Below are 18,549 nucleotides of genomic sequence, written 5' to 3'. Positions count from 1 at the left end.
CAAGAGAAAAAACACACCTGGTAAGATGGACTTAACTTGTTGAACGGAGGGGATTTTTCATGGCTAAAAAGGGACAATCATTCCGGCAATACTCCTTAGATGTGAAGATGGAGGCAGTCCGGTTGGTGAACGAAGAACATATGAGTATTCGTGAAGTGACGAAACACTTGGACATTCGTAATAAATCCCAAGTGCAAAACTGGGTGATGAAATATCGAGCGGGGGAGAACCTCCAGCCAACGACCACAAGGCAGGGACGACCCAAAACGAAATTTTCCAGTATGGAAGAAGAGATGGCGTATCTACGGGCGGAGATTGAATATTTAAAAAAGCAGTATCCAAATCTACACAAGGAGTGACGAGGAAAGAAACAAGGTTTGAAATTATTGAGGGAATGCGAACACGATATTCGTTGAAATGGTTACTTGAATTAGCCTATGTATCTCGGGCAGGATATTATAAATGGAGAAAGACTCAGCAAACAACCCAGCAGCGTAAGCAAGAGGAAGAGCTCCTAGAATTGCATATGTTGTCGATCCACCGGATTCACCCTTATTTTGGTTATCTGCGTATGACCGTTGCTTACGTAGAGAAGGTATCTTGGTCAACCACAAAAAGGTGTACCGCCTAATGAAGGAATTAGGAATCCGTTCCGTCATTCGAAAGAAGCGGCGCTTTTTCGGCAAACAGGCATCTGTGGTAAATGCCCATCGATTAGATCGACAATGTCAGGCAGATTCTCCTTTATCCAAGCTGGTTACCGATATTACATACATACGAGCTGGAGAGCGGTTTGTATATCTCTCTGTCATTCAAGATCTGTTTAACAATGAAATTGTGGCTTGGCGTCTTTCGGAACGAAATGACCTTGCTCTAGTTAGCGAGACGCTAGACGTTCTAAGTAAGAACGTGAACATGGAGGGTGTCATTCTCCATTCAGACCAGGGGTTTCAGTATACCTCCAAGCCGTTTAACCGCAAACTTAAGCGGCTTGGAATGCTTGGAAGCCATTTAAGGCGTGGAAATTGCCTAGACAATGCCTGTATAGAATCCTTCTTTTCCCATCTTAAAACAGAGAAGATTTATTTAACGAAACCCGGAACCCTAGCGGAGGTAGAACAACACGTACGGGAGTACATTTCATTTTATAATGAAAATAGATTTCAGAAAAAATTAAACAACCGTTCCCCAATTGAATACCGAGAAACGGTTGCCGCTTAAAGATGTCTTTTTAGTTCTGTCTACTTGACAGGGGTATGACCAGCATCGGGTGGCTTAAAAAAACTTTATATGACTGATCGTTACTATTTAATAGTAGGGTTAATAAAATCTACGATGCCAAAACCGTCTCCTGTTATTTCAATGTCAAGTTTATGAACCCCTGTTAAATTAACAGTTAGATTTTCTTGGACACTTCCTCCACCCAAGGAAACTTGCTTTAAAACTTTCCCATTTTCATTTTTAAAAGAAATATTCCTTAGTAATCCAGATTTACTGTTGACAATCCAATCATCATAAGTATCGAGTTAAAACTTTGTCTCTCATATTGTCTATAACTTCATTTAACATATTGTTCACCTCAATTAAATCTGATAAAATTAAATTCAAAAAATCAGGAGAGAAACATGAACTTTTTAACAGTACTTCTTATGTGTATTCCGCTTTATGCTGCATTCAGAGCTTTTATAATCACTCGTGATCCAGAAGCAAAAAAAAGAATCCCAAAAACGACACTAAAAGCTCTAACCTTTTTTGCTTACTTTATATTTATCGTTTTGGGATTTTTTATAGTTACAGAAGGTATAGAATACCTCTCTCAGTTATAATTGAATTGGTAGTTGCAAGTAGTTTTATAAATCTGAAGGGTTTTAGAGTACGGGGGTAAAGGCTGTTATGCCTCAACCCTCTTCAAATATTCCGTAGCAAATCCTCCGTTGTACCCTTCAAGCCGCACAACCTCCGAACCACACAAGTCCCAAGTCCCAAGGCTCAGATTCTACTGTCCATACCTTATCCTTGTACTTCTCCTTACTGGCTTCATAGCAACCGTGTATTACAACCTGATCGCCCTTTTATAGCTTATATGTCCGTTCACTCACCTTTACCTCCTCCTTGAAAAGCAGAATAACTTTGGTAGGGATCAGGGATTTCAACCTTTACAGGCGGTCGATCATATACAGCCAGGGTCAATCCTTCGTCGTGGAAATAGTTCGGGTTAAAGTTGATCCTACTCTGGCGGCCGGTTCAATTCAGCGAGTGCGACCGAATATTAATTTCATAAGACGTGAGGATTTTGACCATCGGGTTAAGGGTCTTGAGCATCTACACTACCAGGAGTTGGCTAGATTACTGTTTTACACGGGTTTACGAGTAGGAGAAGGACTTGCAGTAAAGTGGTCAGATATGGACTTTGAAAAGAATCTGCTCCACGTAAACAAAACACTTGATATAATCACACGCAAAATCACTACGACCAAAACTAAGGGCAGTGTAGGTTATGTTCCGTTTCCTGCCTTTATAGGCGAAATGCTGGAACGCATAAAAAAAGAATCCGCAGAGAAAAACTACGGATTCAATAATGATATGTTTGTATTCGGTATAGTGGCCCCATACCACTATTCACACTTTCGCAAACATTTTAAACGCGTTTTTCCTGAACTGCGAATTCATGACTTACGTCACAGCTACGCATCTTACCTGATTAACAAAGGTGTATATATCTATCTCGTAAAGGAACTGATGCGACACGACGACATCAAGCAAACAGCCAACACCTACGGGCACCTTTACGTCGAAAGAAAGCGTGAAGCAATGAGCGTATTCGACTAATCGGTATCATGACCAATAAATAAAACCAAGAATAGCCGATACGCTTAGCTGTTCCGTTAACCAATACTACCTTCCATTTCGAACTTGATCAAACGATTCATCTCAACCGCATATTCCATCGGCAGTTCTTTTGTGAATGGCTCAATAAAGCCCATAACGATCATTTGCGTTGCCTCAGCTTCGGTCAAACCGCGGCTCATCAGATAGAACAGCTGATCTTCCGATACCTTGGACACCGTTGCTTCGTGCTCAAGCGTGATGTCATCATTCATGATTTCATTATAAGGAATAGTATCTGAGGTTGATTGATTATCCAAAATCAACGTATCACACTTGATATTGGATTTTGCACCTTGAGCCTGACGACCGAATGAAGCTAATCCGCGATACGTTACTTTACCGCCGTGCTTACTGATCGACTTGGATACAATGGTGGACGTGGTGTCTGGTGCTAAGTGGATCATTTTCGCACCTGCATCCTGATGCTGGCCTTTGCCTGCAACAGCGATGGACAAGACCATCCCTTTCGCTCCACGGCCTTTCAATACAACGGCTGGATACTTCATCGTCAACTTGGAACCGATGTTACCATCGACCCATTCCATCGTTGCGTTTTCTTCTGCAACCGCACGTTTGGTTACCAGGTTATAGATGTTTGGTGCCCAGTTCTGGATCGTTGTATAACGAACGCGTGCGTTCTTCTTACAAATAATTTCGACCACGGCACTATGCAGCGAGTTCGTGCTGTAAATCGGAGCCGTACAGCCTTCTACATAATGCACAAAGCTGTCTTCGTCAGCAATAATGAGCGTACGCTCAAATTGACCCATGTTTTCCGAGTTGATACGGAAGTAAGCCTGCAATGGAACTTCACATTTCACACCTTTTGGTACATAGATGAAGCTCCCGCCTGACCATACCGCACTGTTCAGTGCTGCAAACTTATTGTCCGCAGGAGGTACAACTGTTGCAAAATACTCTTTCAGAATCTCAGGATGCTCACGCAACGCCGTATCGGTATCCATGAAAATAACGCCCTGATCTTCCAGTTCCTTTTGCATACTGTGGTAGACAACCTCGGATTCATACTGTGCGGATACACCAGCCAAAAACTTTTGCTCCGCCTCAGGAATACCCAGTTTATCAAAGGTTTCTTTAATTTCCGTAGGAACCTCTTCCCACGTCTTCCCTTGTTTCTCGGAAGGTCTTACATAGTACTGGATATCGTTGAAATCCAGTTCATCCATATCTCCGCCCCAGTTTGGCATTGGCATTTTTTCAAACTGCTTCAGTGCCTTCAGACGGAACTCCAGCATCCATTCTGGCTCATCCTTAATTTTGGAGATTTCCTTTACGATTTCCGGAGTGAGACCCTTACCTGTTTGGAAAATGGACTTGTGCTCGTCACGAAAGCCGTATTTATACTCTTCCATTTCCGGTGCTTTCTTGGCCATGTTTCTCAAACCTCCTCTGTTCTATTTAAATTATTTATCTTCATCAATCCCTTTGCGCAGCGCGTTCCAAGCCAATGTCGCACATTTGATGCGGGCCGGGAACTTATTTACGCCTGACAAAGCTTCCAATTCTTCATAATCATCAAATTCAACGGTTTCTCCCTTCATTAAAGAAGAGAAGCGGCTCGCCATATCCAATGCCTGATCAATCGTTTTTCCTTTGACTGCTTCTGTCATCATCGAAGCTGAGGACATACTAATCGAGCAGCCTTCACCAGTAAAACGGGCATCTTCGACCACGCCGTCTTTCGTTTTGAGTTGAAGGGAAATCCGGTCACCACACGTAGGATTATTCAAATCCACCGTAACGGCATCATCCTCAAAACGTCCGCGATTGCGCGGATTTTTATAATGATCCATAATCACGCGTCGGTACAAGTCATCAAGTTGCATCGCCAAAATACTCCTTTGTTTGGATTAAGGCGCTGACCAGAGCGTCGACTTCTTCTTCCGTGTTATAGAGATAAAAGCTGGCACGTGCAGTTGCACTGGCTTTCAGCCAGCGCATCAATGGCTGGCAGCAATGATGTCCCGCACGTACAGCCACCCCTTTGCTATCCAGTACAGTAGCTACATCATGCGGATGCACATCATCCAGGTTGAATGTTACGAGCCCAACATGACGTTCTGCCGGTCCGTATATCGTCAACCCCTCCACTTCACGGAGACGTTTGAGGGCATAGTTGGACAAACGGCTCTCATGCTGTGCAATGGCGTCCATTCCGATGCTTTCCAGAAAATCAATAGCAGCTCCCAAACCAACAGCTCCAGCGATAATCGGAGTTCCACCTTCGAATTTCCAAGGCAGCTCCTTCCATGTGGATTCATACAATCCCACATCGTCGATCATTTCCCCGCCGAACTCAATGGGCTCCATATTTTCCAGCAGCGCCTTCTTGCCGTACAGTGCCCCGATCCCAGTAGGCGCACACATTTTGTGACCCGAAAAGGCATAAAAGTCAGCATCGATGTCTTGCACGTCTACTTTCATATGTGGTGTGCTTTGTGCACCGTCTATAACGATAACTGCGCCTTTGCGATGCGCAATAGCTGCAATCTCTTTGACAGGGTTCACAACACCAAGCACATTGGAGACATGCGCAATCGCTACAATTTTGGTGTTTTCTGTAATAGTATTCTCCACATCAGCAAGATCAACGCTACCATCCTCTTGAAGTGGAATATATTTTAAAGTTGCGCCTGTGGCTTTGGCTACCTGTTGCCACGGGATCAGATTACTGTGATGCTCCATTTGTGTGATGACAATTTCATCACCCTCCTTACAGTTAGCTCTACCATAAGAAGAAGCCACCAGATTCAGCGCCGTTGTTGTTCCGCGTGTAAAAATAATTTCCTGACTGCGCTTGGCATTCAGAAAGCGAGCTACCTTCTCCCTCGCACCTTCATAAGCATCCGTCGCCCGGCTACCCAAGGTATGCACACCACGGTGAACATTTGAGTTATCATATTCGTAGTAGTGCTTGATCGCCTCGATGACCGCCAGCGGTTTTTGCGAAGTAGCCGCATTATCCAAATAAACCAGCGGATGACCGTTAATCTCCTGATGTAAAATCGGGAATTGTTCACGGATCAATGCAGTATTCATTGGCCTAACTTCCTTTCAACAAGGCTTTGCAGCTGATGTTGAAGTCCTTCGAGCGGAATCTCAGATACGACAGGTGCCAAGAAGCCATAAATAATCAGACGCTCAGCTTCTGCCCGGCTAATTCCGCGGGACATCAAGTAATACACTTGTTCACGGTTAACCTGACCAACCGATGCTGCGTGACCTGCTGTTACATCATCTTCATCAATCAGCAGGATTGGGTTAGCGTCACCACGCGCTTTCGGGCTGAGCATCAGAACACGTTCTGTTTGCTGACCATCTGCTTTGGTAGCACCTTTTTCAATTTTTGTAATTCCGTTAATGATGGAAGACGCTTCTTCACGCATCACTGCGCGCGTTATCATCTGACTAGCGGAATTTTTGCCGAAATGCTGTGCTTGTGTCGTATAGTTCAGCTTTTGTGAGCCGGAACCTACAGCAATGATCTTGGCATCCGAATTGGAGCCATTGCCTTTGAGCACGGACATGGTATTGCTTGCTGTATTGCCGTTGTTCATTTCGCCCACAATCCATTCGATAGCTGCGTCATTTCCCAACGTGGCACGACGAATTGAAATATCCGTTACTTGCTCTCCAAACTGATGGACTGTCGCATAGCGAACTTTAGCCCCAGCATTTGCAACAACTTCTACCGCACCGTTATGAAGAACAGGTGCCGCCAAATCCGCAGATACATAGTTGTCTACGTACGTCACGGAACTATGACTTTCGACAATAAGCAGCACATGCGGCGCAAACGTTGCAGTCGCATCGTCTGTCAGGAATACAGCTTGAAGCGGAACGTTCAGTTCTACATTTTTAGGCACATAAGCAAATACTCCACCGTTCCAGAGTGCTGCGTGCAATGCAGATAATGAATTTTCTTCTGCCTTAATCACTGTGTTCAGATGAGCTTTAACCAAATCAGCATGCTCTTTAACCGCTGTTTGTAAATCCGTGAAAATGACGCCTTGCGCCGCCAATTCCTCGCTCAGCTTCACGTATACCGCGCCGGAGTTGCGCTGAATAATCAGACCGCCCTCCTGTTGCTCTTTAACCAGATCAGCAATGGCTGCAGGAACCTGCCCTACCGATGCAATGACCTCGCTCTGTTTATGTTGACCGTAATCGTTTAATTTCCAACGTTCGATTTTTGTTTTTTCAAATACCGGAAGCTCCAGTTTGCCTGCAAGCTCAAGTGCTTTTTGTCTGTCTTCAGCCAGCCAAGATGGCTCGCCGTTACGTTCGGACAGAACACGCAGTTGCTCGGAATCTACCGGAAGGATTGTTTGTGTTGTCATCAGTTTTCCTCCTCGCTTCCGGCTTACGCCTCTTGTCCTACAGTTTCATCAACGATACCCAGCTCTTCCTTGATCCAGTCATAACCGTCCGCTTCCAGACGCTCAGCAAGCTCAGGACCACCGGATTTAACGATACGTCCTTGCATCATTACATGTACATAATCTGGTTTAACGTAGTTTAACAGACGTTGGTAGTGAGTAATCACGAGGAAACCACGCTCTTCGGAACGCATAGCATTGACACCGCTAGCCACGATTCTCAAAGCATCGATATCCAGACCGGAGTCGATTTCATCAAGAATGACGATTTTCGGATCAATCATCATCATTTGCAAAATTTCATTCCGTTTTTTCTCACCACCAGAGAAGCCTTCGTTCAGGTAACGGTGAGCAAACTCAGGGTTCATTTCAAGCTCTTTCATTTTGCTTTCCATTTGACGGATAAACTTAATCAAGGAGATTTCTTGTCCTTCTTCACGGCGCGCGTTGATCGCACTACGCAAAAAGTCGGAGTTCGTTACCCCTGCAATTTCACTCGGGTACTGCATCGCCAAGAACAATCCTGCACGTGCACGCTCATCCACTTCCATATCCAGCACGTCTTCTCCATCCAAAGTTACTTTACCATCTGTGACTTCATATTTTGGATGACCCATCAAAGCAGACGCAAGTGTACTTTTACCCGTACCGTTAGGACCCATGATGGCATGGATTTCTCCGCCCTTCATTTCGAGGTTAATACCTTTCAAAATTTCCTTGCCTTCAATGGTCGCTTTGAGACCTTCAATCTTAAAGTTTGTAGCCATATTCGCAATACCCTCCAAAAAATGTAGTGTGGTGTCGAAATCAGAAAGTATATTTAAACAGGGGAGCCCCCTGATTTCAAGTAATATTTAAAAATTTATTTATAATCATTCTAAACTGATTCTCAATGATTCTCAAGTTATTTTATAATAAATATCTTGAAGGGTGCAACCAACAGACACACGTTATCCAACTTTCTTCATAAAATGTTCACCCTACCAAGCACACAAATGGCAAAATACATCCTGCAAATGTTTATATAATTATAAATTTGTACAAAAAACATGAGATGCATGATCTCTTTTCAGCCATAAAAACGCTACTGACAGCATGACGTCAGTAGCGTTTTACATGTAAAAAGTTTATTTCAAAGCGTAATCCCATCACTACAATTAGCCCAAATAAGAGCGAAGCATCCACATATGTTTCTCCAGATCCGCTTTATAGCCGATCAGCAAATCTGCAGTTGGTTGGTCGGAATTGCTTTCCGCCAGTTCAATACCTTCCTGAAACTCCTCGCATACCGTTGCAAAATCCTCGATCAAGGTTTGTACCATCTTGGGAGCATCTTCGTTGCCGGTTGCTTCCTGAATCGACGACAGCTCCAGGTACTCCTTCAATGTTGCGGAAGGTGAACCTTTCAACGCGAGCAAACGCTCGGCGATCTCATCCATTTTCAATGTCACTTCATTGTATAACTCTTCAAATTTAACATGGAGTGTGTAGAAACTGGAGCCTTTCACATACCAGTGATAGTTATGAATTTTTACATATAACACATTGAGGTTAGCGACTTGACGGTTTAAAAGTTCCTCCACCGATTTGGTTTGCGTATTTTTCGAGTTACTTGTTGTTTTAGCCATCATAAATCCCTTCCTTTTTCATCAAATTGATTTTCAGGAACGTTTACGTATCCATCACCGTCATTGCTGACGGTAAGACGCCAGCGGGCATCCTAATCACCTGCCGGACGTCTGTTTCATACTTACCCTCTCTATACGGAAACGAAACAAAAAGAAGAGTTCTCCTTTCTCCCTCTTTCGATCCTCCATAAAAAAAATGTACAAAACTTCAATGATTTTCGTTATACTTTATCTATCATATCAAAATACTTGGTTTAATATTGTGATATTTCCAGACTATTTACATGTGCACAATTTATGGAGGTGACTTCGTTGTCCCAATATCATCCTTTAACGACTGAAGAAGCAATCGAATTCGTGAAGAACATCCCCGGATTTTTTAGTCAGGAAGCTCGTCTGGAATGCCGGGAAATCGGTGATGGTAACCTAAATCTGGTTTTTCATATTACGGATTCTGAATCTAACAAGAGTATCATTGCCAAGCAGGCACTTCCTTATGTAAAAATTGTGGGTGAATCCTGGCCGCTCTCACTGGATCGTGCCCGTATTGAACGCGAGGCACTTCAGCAGGAGCACCACATTTGCCCCGAATTGGTTCCTGCGATACTGGCGTATGACGATGAGCTTGCATTGACCGTAATGGAGGATCTTAGCTCCCACACCATCATGCGCAAGGGACTAATAGAAGGAAACACATATCCATATTTCGCTAATCATATTGGGGAGTTTCTGGCACGCACGCTCTTCTTCACCTCAGATTTGGGCATGAATCAGCAGGATAAAAAAGACCTAGTCAAACGTTTTATCAACCCGGATCTCTGCAAAATAACTGAGGATCTGATTCTGGATGAACCGTATCGGTTCTCAGATAATAACAACTATGGTGCGTACATCGAAGACGAAGCAGAGGCACTCCGTACAGATCAAGCGCTTCATCTGGAAGTGGCTTTGCTGCGAGAAAAGTTTTTGACACGAACCGAAGCGCTTCTGCACGGTGACCTTCATACTGGTAGCATTTTTGTAACGACCGAATCAACTAAAGTCATTGATCCTGAATTTGCCTACTACGGACCCATGGGCTTTGATATCGGAGCGGTGATCGCCAATCTGCTGTTGAACTACGCTGCACAGCCCGGATGGACCTCTGGTGAGAAGGCTCTAAAAGAAAGGCGCGACTGGGTTCTGGAGACTGCCATTCAGGTATGGGAGCAGTTTGAGCGTAGGTTCCGCAAACTGTGGGACGAGCATGTCACCGATCATATGGCACGTACAGCGGGGTATCAGGACTTGTATCTTCAGAAAGTACTACAAGATACGATTGGTTTTGCAGGGTGCAAAGTGATCCGCCGTATCATCAGCCTGTCGCATGTGGCAGATATCGAGACAATAGCCGATCCTGACCTCAAGGAAGCTGCGGAACGTCTGGCGTTATCTATCGGTAAATCCTTGGTTCTTCGCAATCGCGGGCTTCATTCGATTCGGGAACTGGGAGACATTGTTCGGACAGCAACAGCTGCCCAAACTAAAGGAGCTTAATGAATATGAGTGAACAGAAAGAAGCGGCGCCCGTGACCTCTGGGAAAGCTGCAGTGTCCAGTCAGGCTCTATCTTCGCTGGTGTGGAAAGGCAACCACTTGTCCATGTTGGATCAGCGTCTGCTACCCGAAACGATTGTCATGCTAGATTTATTCACGGTCGAGGAAGTATGGGATGGCATACACGCCATGAAGGTACGCGGTGCGCCCGCCATCGGGATGGCTGCGGCCTACGGCGTTGTGCTAGGAGCTACCGCCTACGACGACACCGACGCTGCTGGGTGGCTGCAGCATGTACACGACGTGTGCGGACATTTGGCTACTTCACGGCCAACTGCCGTAAATCTGTTCTGGGCGTTGGATCGCATGAAGAAGCGAGCCGGGGAACTCATCGTTGAAGCTAGCGGAAGTCAGGTCGAAGACTGGAATGCCGGGCTGGAGCGTGAAGCCATAGCCATTCAGGCAGAGGATGAGGAAGTATGCCGCCAGATCGGCATCCATGCTTTACCTCTGTTCGAGGACGGGATGGGCGTACTCACTCACTGCAATGCAGGCGGATTGGCGACAGCCAAATACGGAACAGCGCTCGCGCCGATGTACCTTGCGCAGGAGAACGGCATCCAACTCAAAGTATTTGCCAACGAAACTCGCCCCGTGCTGCAGGGAGCGCGCCTGACCGCTTTCGAGCTTCAGCAGGCAGGCATTGATGTCACCCTGCTCTGTGACAATATGGCGGGCATGGTGATGTCCAAAGGATGGGTACAGGCTGTTATTGTCGGCACAGATAGAGTCGCTGCTAATGGCGATGTCGCCAACAAAATCGGCACCTATAGCCTAGCCGTGTTAGCGAAGGCGCATGGCATTCCTTTTTATGTCGCTTCGCCACTATCTACCATTGATTTGCAGACCGCAACAGGCGCAGATATTCCGATTGAGGAGCGTTCTGCGGAGGAAGTTACCGAAAGCTTTGGTAAAAGGACTGCCCCGCAGGGCATCAAAGTCTACAACCCGGCTTTCGACGTTACACCTCATGAGTACATTACCGCCATCATTACCGAAAAAGGAATTGTCCAAGCACCCTTTAGCGACAACCTCCCCGCTTTGTTTGCCGATTAATCGTTCTTGCAGATCATACCGTTCGTATAAAGCCGAATAGTCTGCTCGATAGAGTGTAACTTTTCATAGAAAAAAACCGGAGCCAAAAAGTCCGGTTTTTTTCGGTTCTTGTTCCTCTACTTTTATGCAACATATGCACATAGGCTTCACTACACCAGTTTCAATAGTGCTTCATAGCCTGGCATCCCTGGTTTAATTCCAAGTTGCTCGGCTTCTGTCGTCACTGACTCCATCGGCGCTTCCAACAGTTCCTTTAGTGTTTTTACCCCCACAGCTCGTGCGGCAAGAATTTTCCGATCCGCCAGCCGTTCATTGAGCAATCCAACATCCAGCGCACCACACATGATGTAGCCACGGGAGTTAGAAATCGTTAACAGCGTTGTTTTAGGCAGTTTGACCTCGACTCCGATAAATGTATGCTCACCCACTTGAATAGGTTCCATGTGTATCATGGTGATTTCATGCACCTCCTCTTTGTTCATCCGGGATATTTTATGCGGCATTTGCGGGTAAGTGTGGACACTCGTGGATACATTCAAAATATTAGGAGGGGAATGTATGTACAGCAAAATAGACGATATCAAAAAGACCAGACGAATTTTTTCTCATCTAGTCTCGGTGATCATCGTTAACGGTCTGGGTTACGCTTTATTCAAACTTTTTTAAGTACTGTGGCGGCACAAGGTCGGCAAGCCAAACACCGTGGTTGGCTTTATAAAACTTCACTTGATTAGCCAATGCCTTTTCTGTATCTACTTCAAGGATCACCAGTTCCCCACGTCTTTTACCTGCCAGAATTGCAAACTCAAGGGCTTCAGACAGATGTACATACTTTCTGCCCATTGGCTTAATTCCTTCAGTAAAAATGTTATGGATTACCTTTGTGTTTGTACCGTGATAGAGAATGGTTGGTGGAGTGGCCTCCTTATAATCCAATCTGCCTGCACTGTGCCCATAATTAGCTCTTATGTACCCATTAACAATCTCATATCTTTGTTTTGGACAATGGCTTACTACTTGCTTGATATCCGACTCGCTTACGTCAGACCATCTATTCTCTGATCTTATTCCTTGAATCAGGTCTTGAATGTCACAATAACCCTCATGGTCTAGCTCAAGACCAAACTGTTCTGGTGTATGCCTAAGAATCTTACTCATAAATTTACTAAGGCTCTCTTCTTGTTTTGGCGTTAACATGATATGCTCCTTCTAAAATCGTCTCTTAATTCTAGGGTGGATAAAAATTTTCCTCTTTAATCAGATAGATTGCAATGAAAAAAGCTTACTCTCATTTTATTATCAATGGAGCAAGCTCGGTTCGTATTCCTGAAGCTACTTTATGATTCAAATGTCATCTTGTCAGGAAATATACCACCTTCTTTAACGAAGCAACGTGCCATCCGCTGTGCAGCCCTATCAAAATAAAATTTGTTTGAATGATTCGAATCTGGTAAAGGTTCAATTTCAGAGAACAGCTTAGTATCCTTGTTTAATTGAATTTTCCCCATAGTGTGTTCGTTTGGACCATATTTATAAATAACTACTGTATCATCTTCATGTTCTTTAAAAAGTAAAACAAATGCTCCCATTATAAAATCTCCTCTATTCTATTTCCCATGGACGACCCGACCTTACCGCAGCGTTATGAGCAGTCTCATAGTCTGTTTTAAATATACCCTCAAATCTAGATTCAAACAATTCATGGTTAAGCAAATCCATATCTTTTTCTGTTTGTATCCCTTTTTGTAATCTATCCCATGCTTGAGCTATTTCGTAATCAGAATGAAATCTGCCATAACCACTTGATTTTATGTGTTCTTTTATGAAAACGTGTTCTTTGATTCTTTGAATCCTACTTTCCTTCATTCCAGAATTCTCAGCTATTGCTCTTACATCACTATCTGAAGCTCTGATTTGATCATACATCTCATCTGCTTCAGCTTCTCTACGAAAATATTCATCAATTGAAAGATCGTTTCTCCCACCTGTTTGTACTTCTGTTTTAGATTCAGATTCTATTGAATTCCGTAAGCTGGAACTCGTATTATTCTTCGGAATCTCATACTGAATAGATGGTTTCAAACCAATTTTAGGCTTAATAACTGAGCTGACTCCTCCAAACAATCCTGCTGTACCAATCATATTAGCCCAATGTTCCTTTGACCACGCATTGGTAGGATTAAATGCGCCCTGAATCATACCCGTTATTCCAAATGTACTGAAATTGAGCATGTCATTCCACGAATCGTTTTGTTTAGCTGCTCGTTCCATGTACCCTTGATACATTCCTTTTGGAATACCATACGACATATAATCTAAGAAGCTCCAAACCGAATCAAACTTTTTCTCATAACGTACTGAATTAGCATCTACAAAATCCTGACCTAGTTCAGTTAAGCTATCTACCGATTTCTGGAATGCATTTCGTGTATCTGGAGCAGGAACAGCACATGAATTCGGTGGAGGTGGTAAACAACTTGCATCAATGTTACCTGTTTCCATCAGATCTGCTAATCTGAATTTATCTGCATGGTGACGTAACTCCCTAGCAATAGAATCCATCAGGGTAACAAAGTCATTCATATTCTTCTGAGAGGTCTAGTAAAAGTGCTCTTTAGTCAGTCCTTCCCACAATTGTCCCATAGATGAAATTTGTTTTACTAAATTGCTATTCACTTGAGTTGCCGTTTGCTGTGCTAACTCAAACTGCTTGGAGATAGTCATAAGTTGCTCAGGCGTCACTTTAATAGTTGTCATAGGTTAGTTACCTCTAGTCATGAATTCGTTATGACATAGTAACACTATTCCGATTTATGGAAAATGAACTTAATTCCTAATTGTTATATGAAGGATTAACCTTTCTACCTACGTCTAAAGACTTAAAACGTGCCATGATCTTCAACCATATCTTGCAACCCAGGGATAAGCGTAAGGAGTTTTTTGTAGTTTCTTAGTTGCTGAGTTGTTATATTTAACTCATGTGCAATATCAGCCTGTGTTTTTTGCTGACCAAAATTATTTTGCTCAGCACTTTCATATGTATGCTGATTATTCCCTTCTAGATTGGCGCTCCCATCCCTCACTCCAGATTCTTTCCAAATCAACACAAATCAAAAAGGCTAGACGGAATATCCATCTAGCCACCTACAACACTTCATTATCTGAGTTGAATTTAAATAGATAATTCCAGCCCGCCAAGCCGTCTAATTATATCAAAACTATTACACAGTTTATTGTATACAAGATTAATCTATAACTTTTTTCTTCTTTTAATTACGAAAAAAATGCCACCAATAATTGCTAACCCTGCAATAGAAAATAGTGACACTTTTTCTGTGCTGATTTTGCTTGTAATGAGCTGCGAAGTAGTCGAGTTTAGATTAGATGGACTCCCCCCAGAGATCAGTTCATCTGAATCATTTTTTTCAGAAGCTTCTTGCCGAGCCTTCTCATTGGCAGATAGAAACTCTACAAACTCCTGTAAATTGTATACTTTCAATGGCTTAAATTCCATGTATACGCTCTCTCTAAGAGGAACCACAACTTCCTTCCCATCTATATCAGAAATTAGAGCAACCGTAGCCAGTCGATCATCATATATCAGTTTGCTGCTTTCATCGTAGCCAATCAATTTCTTTGCTTCTTCGAATTGACTCGGAAACTCAAGATCACTATAAGCTGATCGTATTCTTTTCCCATCTTCTGAAAAAACAATACCATTATTTTGTTGTCCACTTTTTATGGAAAATAAGTACCCTTTAGATTTTAAAATGTCATTAGCTCTATCTGTATTCCCTGATCTAACAGCTTTAGAATTAACAGTGTAAACCTTAAAACCTTCATCAAGAGTTAAATTTTCCGCTTCCTTAGTAGTTGTTATTTTAAATCCTGTATTCTTTCTAATATCATCTTTGAAATTCCCCAAATCCTTTTCAATAGATTGCTCAACTTCTTTCGGAACCTCATTTGCCGCTAAGACGGTTATAGGAAACAATAAGATACAAGAAAACGCAATACCAATTATTTTTTTATACATTTTATCAGTCCTCCTTAGTCTCGTTTTAATTAACATAAATTTCGTTTATAGTGCTGTACCAACTAAAATCTCTATTATTAACAAATCCATCATAGTAATCTATTTTATCCATCTTCTCACCAACGGCAGGGTCTTTGTAATATACTTTTTGAAATCCTAAATTTGTATTATCGGAATATCCATTTATTAGATACATATGTCCAAGATCAGAGTCGTCCTTCCACACGATATGTGCTAATTGCGGTTGATTTCTTTTTATTTGAGAGATAATAGTTCCAAAGGGTATCGGCTCTTTATCAATTGTAGAGTTCAACCCCCCATATGCTAACGCGCTTTTTACTTCCTTATCCGTGCCTCCCTTATTTACGAGGCTACCTTTAATATATTTTACGATTTGAGATTGAGTTTTATTTCCACCTAAATGTTCTATAGCCATCTGTGAAGTAGCAGCCCAGCACCAATTAGATTTCTCTTGTTTATGCGAAGGCACAGGAAGAGATTTGTAATCTATGTAACTAGGTGTGATTTTGTCTGAATTGATCTCTTGGGCTGATGTTAATGGAGCGATAGCACTAAGTGCTAATACCCCCATAAGCACAAATGCTGTCATTTTTATTTTATTCATGTAATGACACTTCCTTTTTTCTTATTTGGAATACAATACAATAATAATACAGAAAATACAATAATATAACATTTTATTAAATATTATTGCAAAAATAGTAATTCACCACTATATTAATCATTTTCCTTTAAGTGTTAAAATATCAACAATTTTAATAAAACAGTATCCTGCTACTTCCTTAATTACGCACAACGTTGAAGGTATCCCATCCTTTGACGTAAACCGTCGTCCCTTTTCATAATGCACCTCCTTCTTCAAATCCTCGTCTTGGTTAATAATGGATTAGTTCACAAAAAAAGTTTGAACAAATCATAAAGAAGACCTACTTTAGTTGTAGGTCTTGGAATAGAACATTATTTAATAATAGAATTTTTGAGGTTCCCCTGCGTTGGCCTATTGGGTTCCGTAATTAAACCTATTTCAGGGGTGCAGTTTTAACGAATTTTCAAATCAATTCGTATTTAAGCTCCTCCATGTGTTGCAAAGACTTGAAATCCTCCATCATGACTATCCAGATAAATAGGTACAGCTAAGGTGAACAAAAAGCTACTAACAACGATCAACATTACCACTTTTTTCAACATTGTTTAACCACACCTTTTCAATGAGATTGTAAAACTCTGTTTTGGTTTCAGATACCGCATGGGCTTTGAAACGCACAAACAACCCCATACAATTTATAAAATATGTCTCATTATTTAGTATATGCGCTTTTACCATTGCACAAAACAAATGATTAAAGCCATCATTGTGCATCCCATGATCTAAATAATAATAAGCCAATTCATATCCACAAAGTGCAGAGTATTCCGGTATTACTTGCTGGGTATACATATCATCTGATGATGGTCGCTGAGATAAAGACGCAATCTCTGTTTCAAATCGTTTAAGTATATCGTTTAAATCAAGCTCATAACGGTTAGCCGCCGTCATTATGTTAAGTAGTTGAGTTACCCTATCTTCTTGAATCGTATCTGATGAGTCATCAATAAAGTTTAGATATTCATGAAGCACACTCACATCACCAGATAAAAGCCTATATGCAAGTATGTTAGCTTGTGACCAATGTTTAAACAAACCAATCCAGTGCTGGGTATCCTCATCGGTCTCTCTAACCCAATCTAAATTGGAGTAGGCATATGTATAGTGTAATGCCTGCTCATAATTACCCTGCTCTTCACATGCATTAGCACAGAGCAAGTCTGCATAAGCAATGTACACAAACAAGGGACGACTTAGCTTGTCGCTAGATTCGATCTGTTCTCGGCTGTTCTGTTGATGGTTCAGTGTATATTGTATTTCGGCTTTAGCTCTCATTTTCCTCGCCATCTCATCAACCTTATCCCATTTACGCAATGATCTGTACACGTTAGCCAAATCCTTCAATGCGTCAAGCTGGTCTATTTCATCTAGTCTTTCGACAAAAGCTTCAAATACGGCTGCCGCCCCAACATTTTGATTTTGATCGTCATTAATCTGAATTTTAAAAATACGATATTGGCAGATTGCCAGGCGTTCAGAATGTTGATATCTCTCCGCTTCAGCTACCCCCTCATAAAGTATCAATGCCGCTTCTAGTCGTCCCTGCGACAACAATTCTTCCGCTATTTCAAATAGCTTGGGTGAATAGAGTAGATTGTCCATGATGGCTCCCACTACTCGACGGATCGCATCCAACTTGTCCAACTCCGCACAGCGATACAAAAACGGCTCGATTCGCCTCATATTTGGAGGATGATCAATGATGTAATTTTCTATAAACAATTCATAAAAGTGAACCTCTGGTAAGCCCATAGCTTCAGTAATACGATCGAGCTGGTTAATAGACATAGATTTATTACCTGTTACAATGCTACTTATTATTCCCCTATTCATCCCTGTAATTTGTCCAAATTCCGATAGGTTTAAGCCTTCTTGTTTAAGATATTGTTCCAATTCTGCTCTAATCGTGGGTGTAATTTTCATCGATAAACCACCCTTTCAATGTAGACTCACAATACGATGCATAGTAAAAATTATTATGTAGTTGTGAAACAAGTAGTAAAATGCTCTAACGATCTTGATTGTACCATCTTTTGGTATAAAATCATATACCTTTCATATAGTACTCAAGATACCTTTTGGGATAGTTACGTATGATTTCATGATTAAGGATATCGTCTTTATGTTGATGTATAGTTTATTTAAAAAATTAGAACACAACTCATCCAATACAAAGTACCAGATTAATAGTCAGGTTCGCATTCCCTTGTGTTTTAATCTATGAATTGAGCCTTGATTGGATGTATGGCATACAAGCAACCTTAATGATATTAGGGAC

At 42.1% G+C, this 18,549-nt stretch carries 17 protein-coding genes and 2 pseudogenes; 5 read left to right on the top strand and 14 right to left on the bottom strand.

The window, feature by feature from the left end; all coding sequences use genetic code 11:
• Nucleotides 1–59 precede the first annotated feature (59 nt).
• From MKY98_RS08440 to MKY98_RS08430, 3 genes and pseudogenes are all read left to right on the top strand, one after another.
• Nucleotides 60–1,221 (top strand): annotated as a pseudogene (locus MKY98_RS08440) (IS3 family transposase).
• Nucleotides 1,222–1,625: 404 nt separating this feature from the next.
• Nucleotides 1,626–1,826, top strand: coding sequence for a hypothetical protein (locus tag MKY98_RS08435; RefSeq protein ID WP_069012767.1), 201 nt, complete (start codon nt 1,626–1,628; stop codon nt 1,824–1,826).
• A 373-nt stretch (nt 1,827–2,199) separates the two neighbouring features.
• Entirely contained in the window at nt 2,200–2,829 is a 630-nt protein-coding gene (locus MKY98_RS08430; protein WP_256026147.1) for a site-specific integrase, read from the top strand.
• Between the two features lie 56 nt (nt 2,830–2,885).
• On the opposite strand, the gene sufB is transcribed toward MKY98_RS08430, so the two are convergent.
• The 6 genes from sufB to MKY98_RS08400 form a co-directional block, all read right to left on the bottom strand.
• Entirely contained in the window at nt 2,886–4,283 is a 1,398-nt protein-coding gene (gene sufB / locus MKY98_RS08425; RefSeq protein ID WP_013309556.1) for a Fe-S cluster assembly protein SufB, read from the bottom strand.
• Between the two features lie 30 nt (nt 4,284–4,313).
• On the bottom strand, nt 4,314–4,736 hold the full coding sequence (gene sufU / locus MKY98_RS08420) for a Fe-S cluster assembly sulfur transfer protein SufU (RefSeq protein ID WP_069012768.1): 423 nt from the start codon (nt 4,734–4,736) through the stop codon (nt 4,314–4,316).
• Nucleotides 4,726–5,949 carry a cysteine desulfurase gene (locus MKY98_RS08415; protein WP_029516586.1) on the bottom strand — a complete coding sequence of 408 codons (1,224 nt, stop codon included), beginning with the start codon at nt 5,947–5,949 and terminating at the stop codon, nt 4,726–4,728. The genes sufU and MKY98_RS08415 overlap by 11 nt, the downstream gene beginning before the upstream one ends.
• The gene (sufD, locus tag MKY98_RS08410) at nt 5,946–7,250 is read right to left on the bottom strand and encodes a Fe-S cluster assembly protein SufD (protein ID WP_025719242.1); all 1,305 of its coding nucleotides are present in this window, start codon (nt 7,248–7,250) and stop codon (nt 5,946–5,948) included. The genes MKY98_RS08415 and sufD overlap by 4 nt, the downstream gene beginning before the upstream one ends.
• 23 nt (nt 7,251–7,273) lie before the next feature.
• The gene (gene sufC / locus MKY98_RS08405) at nt 7,274–8,056 is read right to left on the bottom strand and encodes a Fe-S cluster assembly ATPase SufC (protein WP_069012769.1); all 783 of its coding nucleotides are present in this window, start codon (nt 8,054–8,056) and stop codon (nt 7,274–7,276) included.
• Between the two features lie 390 nt (nt 8,057–8,446).
• The gene (locus MKY98_RS08400; protein ID WP_013309551.1) at nt 8,447–8,917 is read right to left on the bottom strand and encodes a Dps family protein; all 471 of its coding nucleotides are present in this window, start codon (nt 8,915–8,917) and stop codon (nt 8,447–8,449) included.
• A gap of 312 nt (nt 8,918–9,229) precedes the next feature.
• Here MKY98_RS08400 and mtnK point away from each other — a divergent pair, with 312 nt between their 5' ends.
• Together mtnK and mtnA are read left to right on the top strand one after the other, a co-directional pair.
• Complete coding sequence (gene mtnK / locus MKY98_RS08395) at nt 9,230–10,453, top strand: S-methyl-5-thioribose kinase (protein ID WP_069012770.1); 1,224 nt, start codon at nt 9,230–9,232, stop codon at nt 10,451–10,453.
• Nucleotides 10,454–10,458: 5 nt separating this feature from the next.
• Nucleotides 10,459–11,568, top strand: a complete 1,110-nt coding sequence (gene mtnA / locus MKY98_RS08390; protein ID WP_069012771.1) for an S-methyl-5-thioribose-1-phosphate isomerase — start codon at nt 10,459–10,461, stop codon at nt 11,566–11,568.
• Between the two features lie 149 nt (nt 11,569–11,717).
• Here the strand turns inward: mtnA and MKY98_RS08385 are convergent, their stop codons facing one another.
• From MKY98_RS08385 to MKY98_RS08350, 8 genes and pseudogenes are all read right to left on the bottom strand, one after another.
• Entirely contained in the window at nt 11,718–12,020 is a 303-nt protein-coding gene (locus MKY98_RS08385) for a YunC family protein (protein ID WP_017425931.1), read from the bottom strand.
• Nucleotides 12,021–12,216: 196 nt separating this feature from the next.
• Nucleotides 12,217–12,765 carry an RNA 2'-phosphotransferase gene (locus MKY98_RS08380; RefSeq protein ID WP_069012772.1) on the bottom strand — a complete coding sequence of 183 codons (549 nt, stop codon included), beginning with the start codon at nt 12,763–12,765 and terminating at the stop codon, nt 12,217–12,219.
• A 140-nt stretch (nt 12,766–12,905) separates the two neighbouring features.
• Nucleotides 12,906–13,157, bottom strand: a complete 252-nt coding sequence (locus MKY98_RS08375; RefSeq protein ID WP_029516580.1) for a hypothetical protein — start codon at nt 13,155–13,157, stop codon at nt 12,906–12,908.
• Nucleotides 13,158–13,170: 13 nt separating this feature from the next.
• Nucleotides 13,171–14,325 (bottom strand): annotated as a pseudogene (locus MKY98_RS08370) (WXG100 family type VII secretion target).
• A gap of 122 nt (nt 14,326–14,447) precedes the next feature.
• On the bottom strand, nt 14,448–14,651 hold the full coding sequence (locus MKY98_RS08365; protein WP_165145182.1) for a hypothetical protein: 204 nt from the start codon (nt 14,649–14,651) through the stop codon (nt 14,448–14,450).
• Between the two features lie 167 nt (nt 14,652–14,818).
• Nucleotides 14,819–15,604 (bottom strand): LPXTG cell wall anchor domain-containing protein, encoded by a 786-nt coding sequence (locus tag MKY98_RS08360; protein ID WP_245231553.1) that lies wholly within the window; start codon nt 15,602–15,604, stop codon nt 14,819–14,821.
• A 25-nt stretch (nt 15,605–15,629) separates the two neighbouring features.
• Entirely contained in the window at nt 15,630–16,229 is a 600-nt protein-coding gene (locus MKY98_RS08355; RefSeq protein WP_245231552.1) for a C39 family peptidase, read from the bottom strand.
• 549 nt (nt 16,230–16,778) lie between these two features.
• The gene (locus MKY98_RS08350) at nt 16,779–18,194 is read right to left on the bottom strand and encodes a helix-turn-helix transcriptional regulator (RefSeq protein ID WP_069012774.1); all 1,416 of its coding nucleotides are present in this window, start codon (nt 18,192–18,194) and stop codon (nt 16,779–16,781) included.
• Between the last annotated feature and the right edge of the window lie 355 nt (nt 18,195–18,549).

The organism is Paenibacillus sp. FSL M8-0228 (assembly GCF_038007385.1).
GTDB classification, from domain to species: Bacteria; Bacillota; Bacilli; order Paenibacillales; family Paenibacillaceae; genus Paenibacillus; species Paenibacillus polymyxa_D.
The sequence above is the reverse complement of the archived record's forward strand: the minus strand, read 5'-3'. Positions and strand labels throughout refer to the sequence as shown.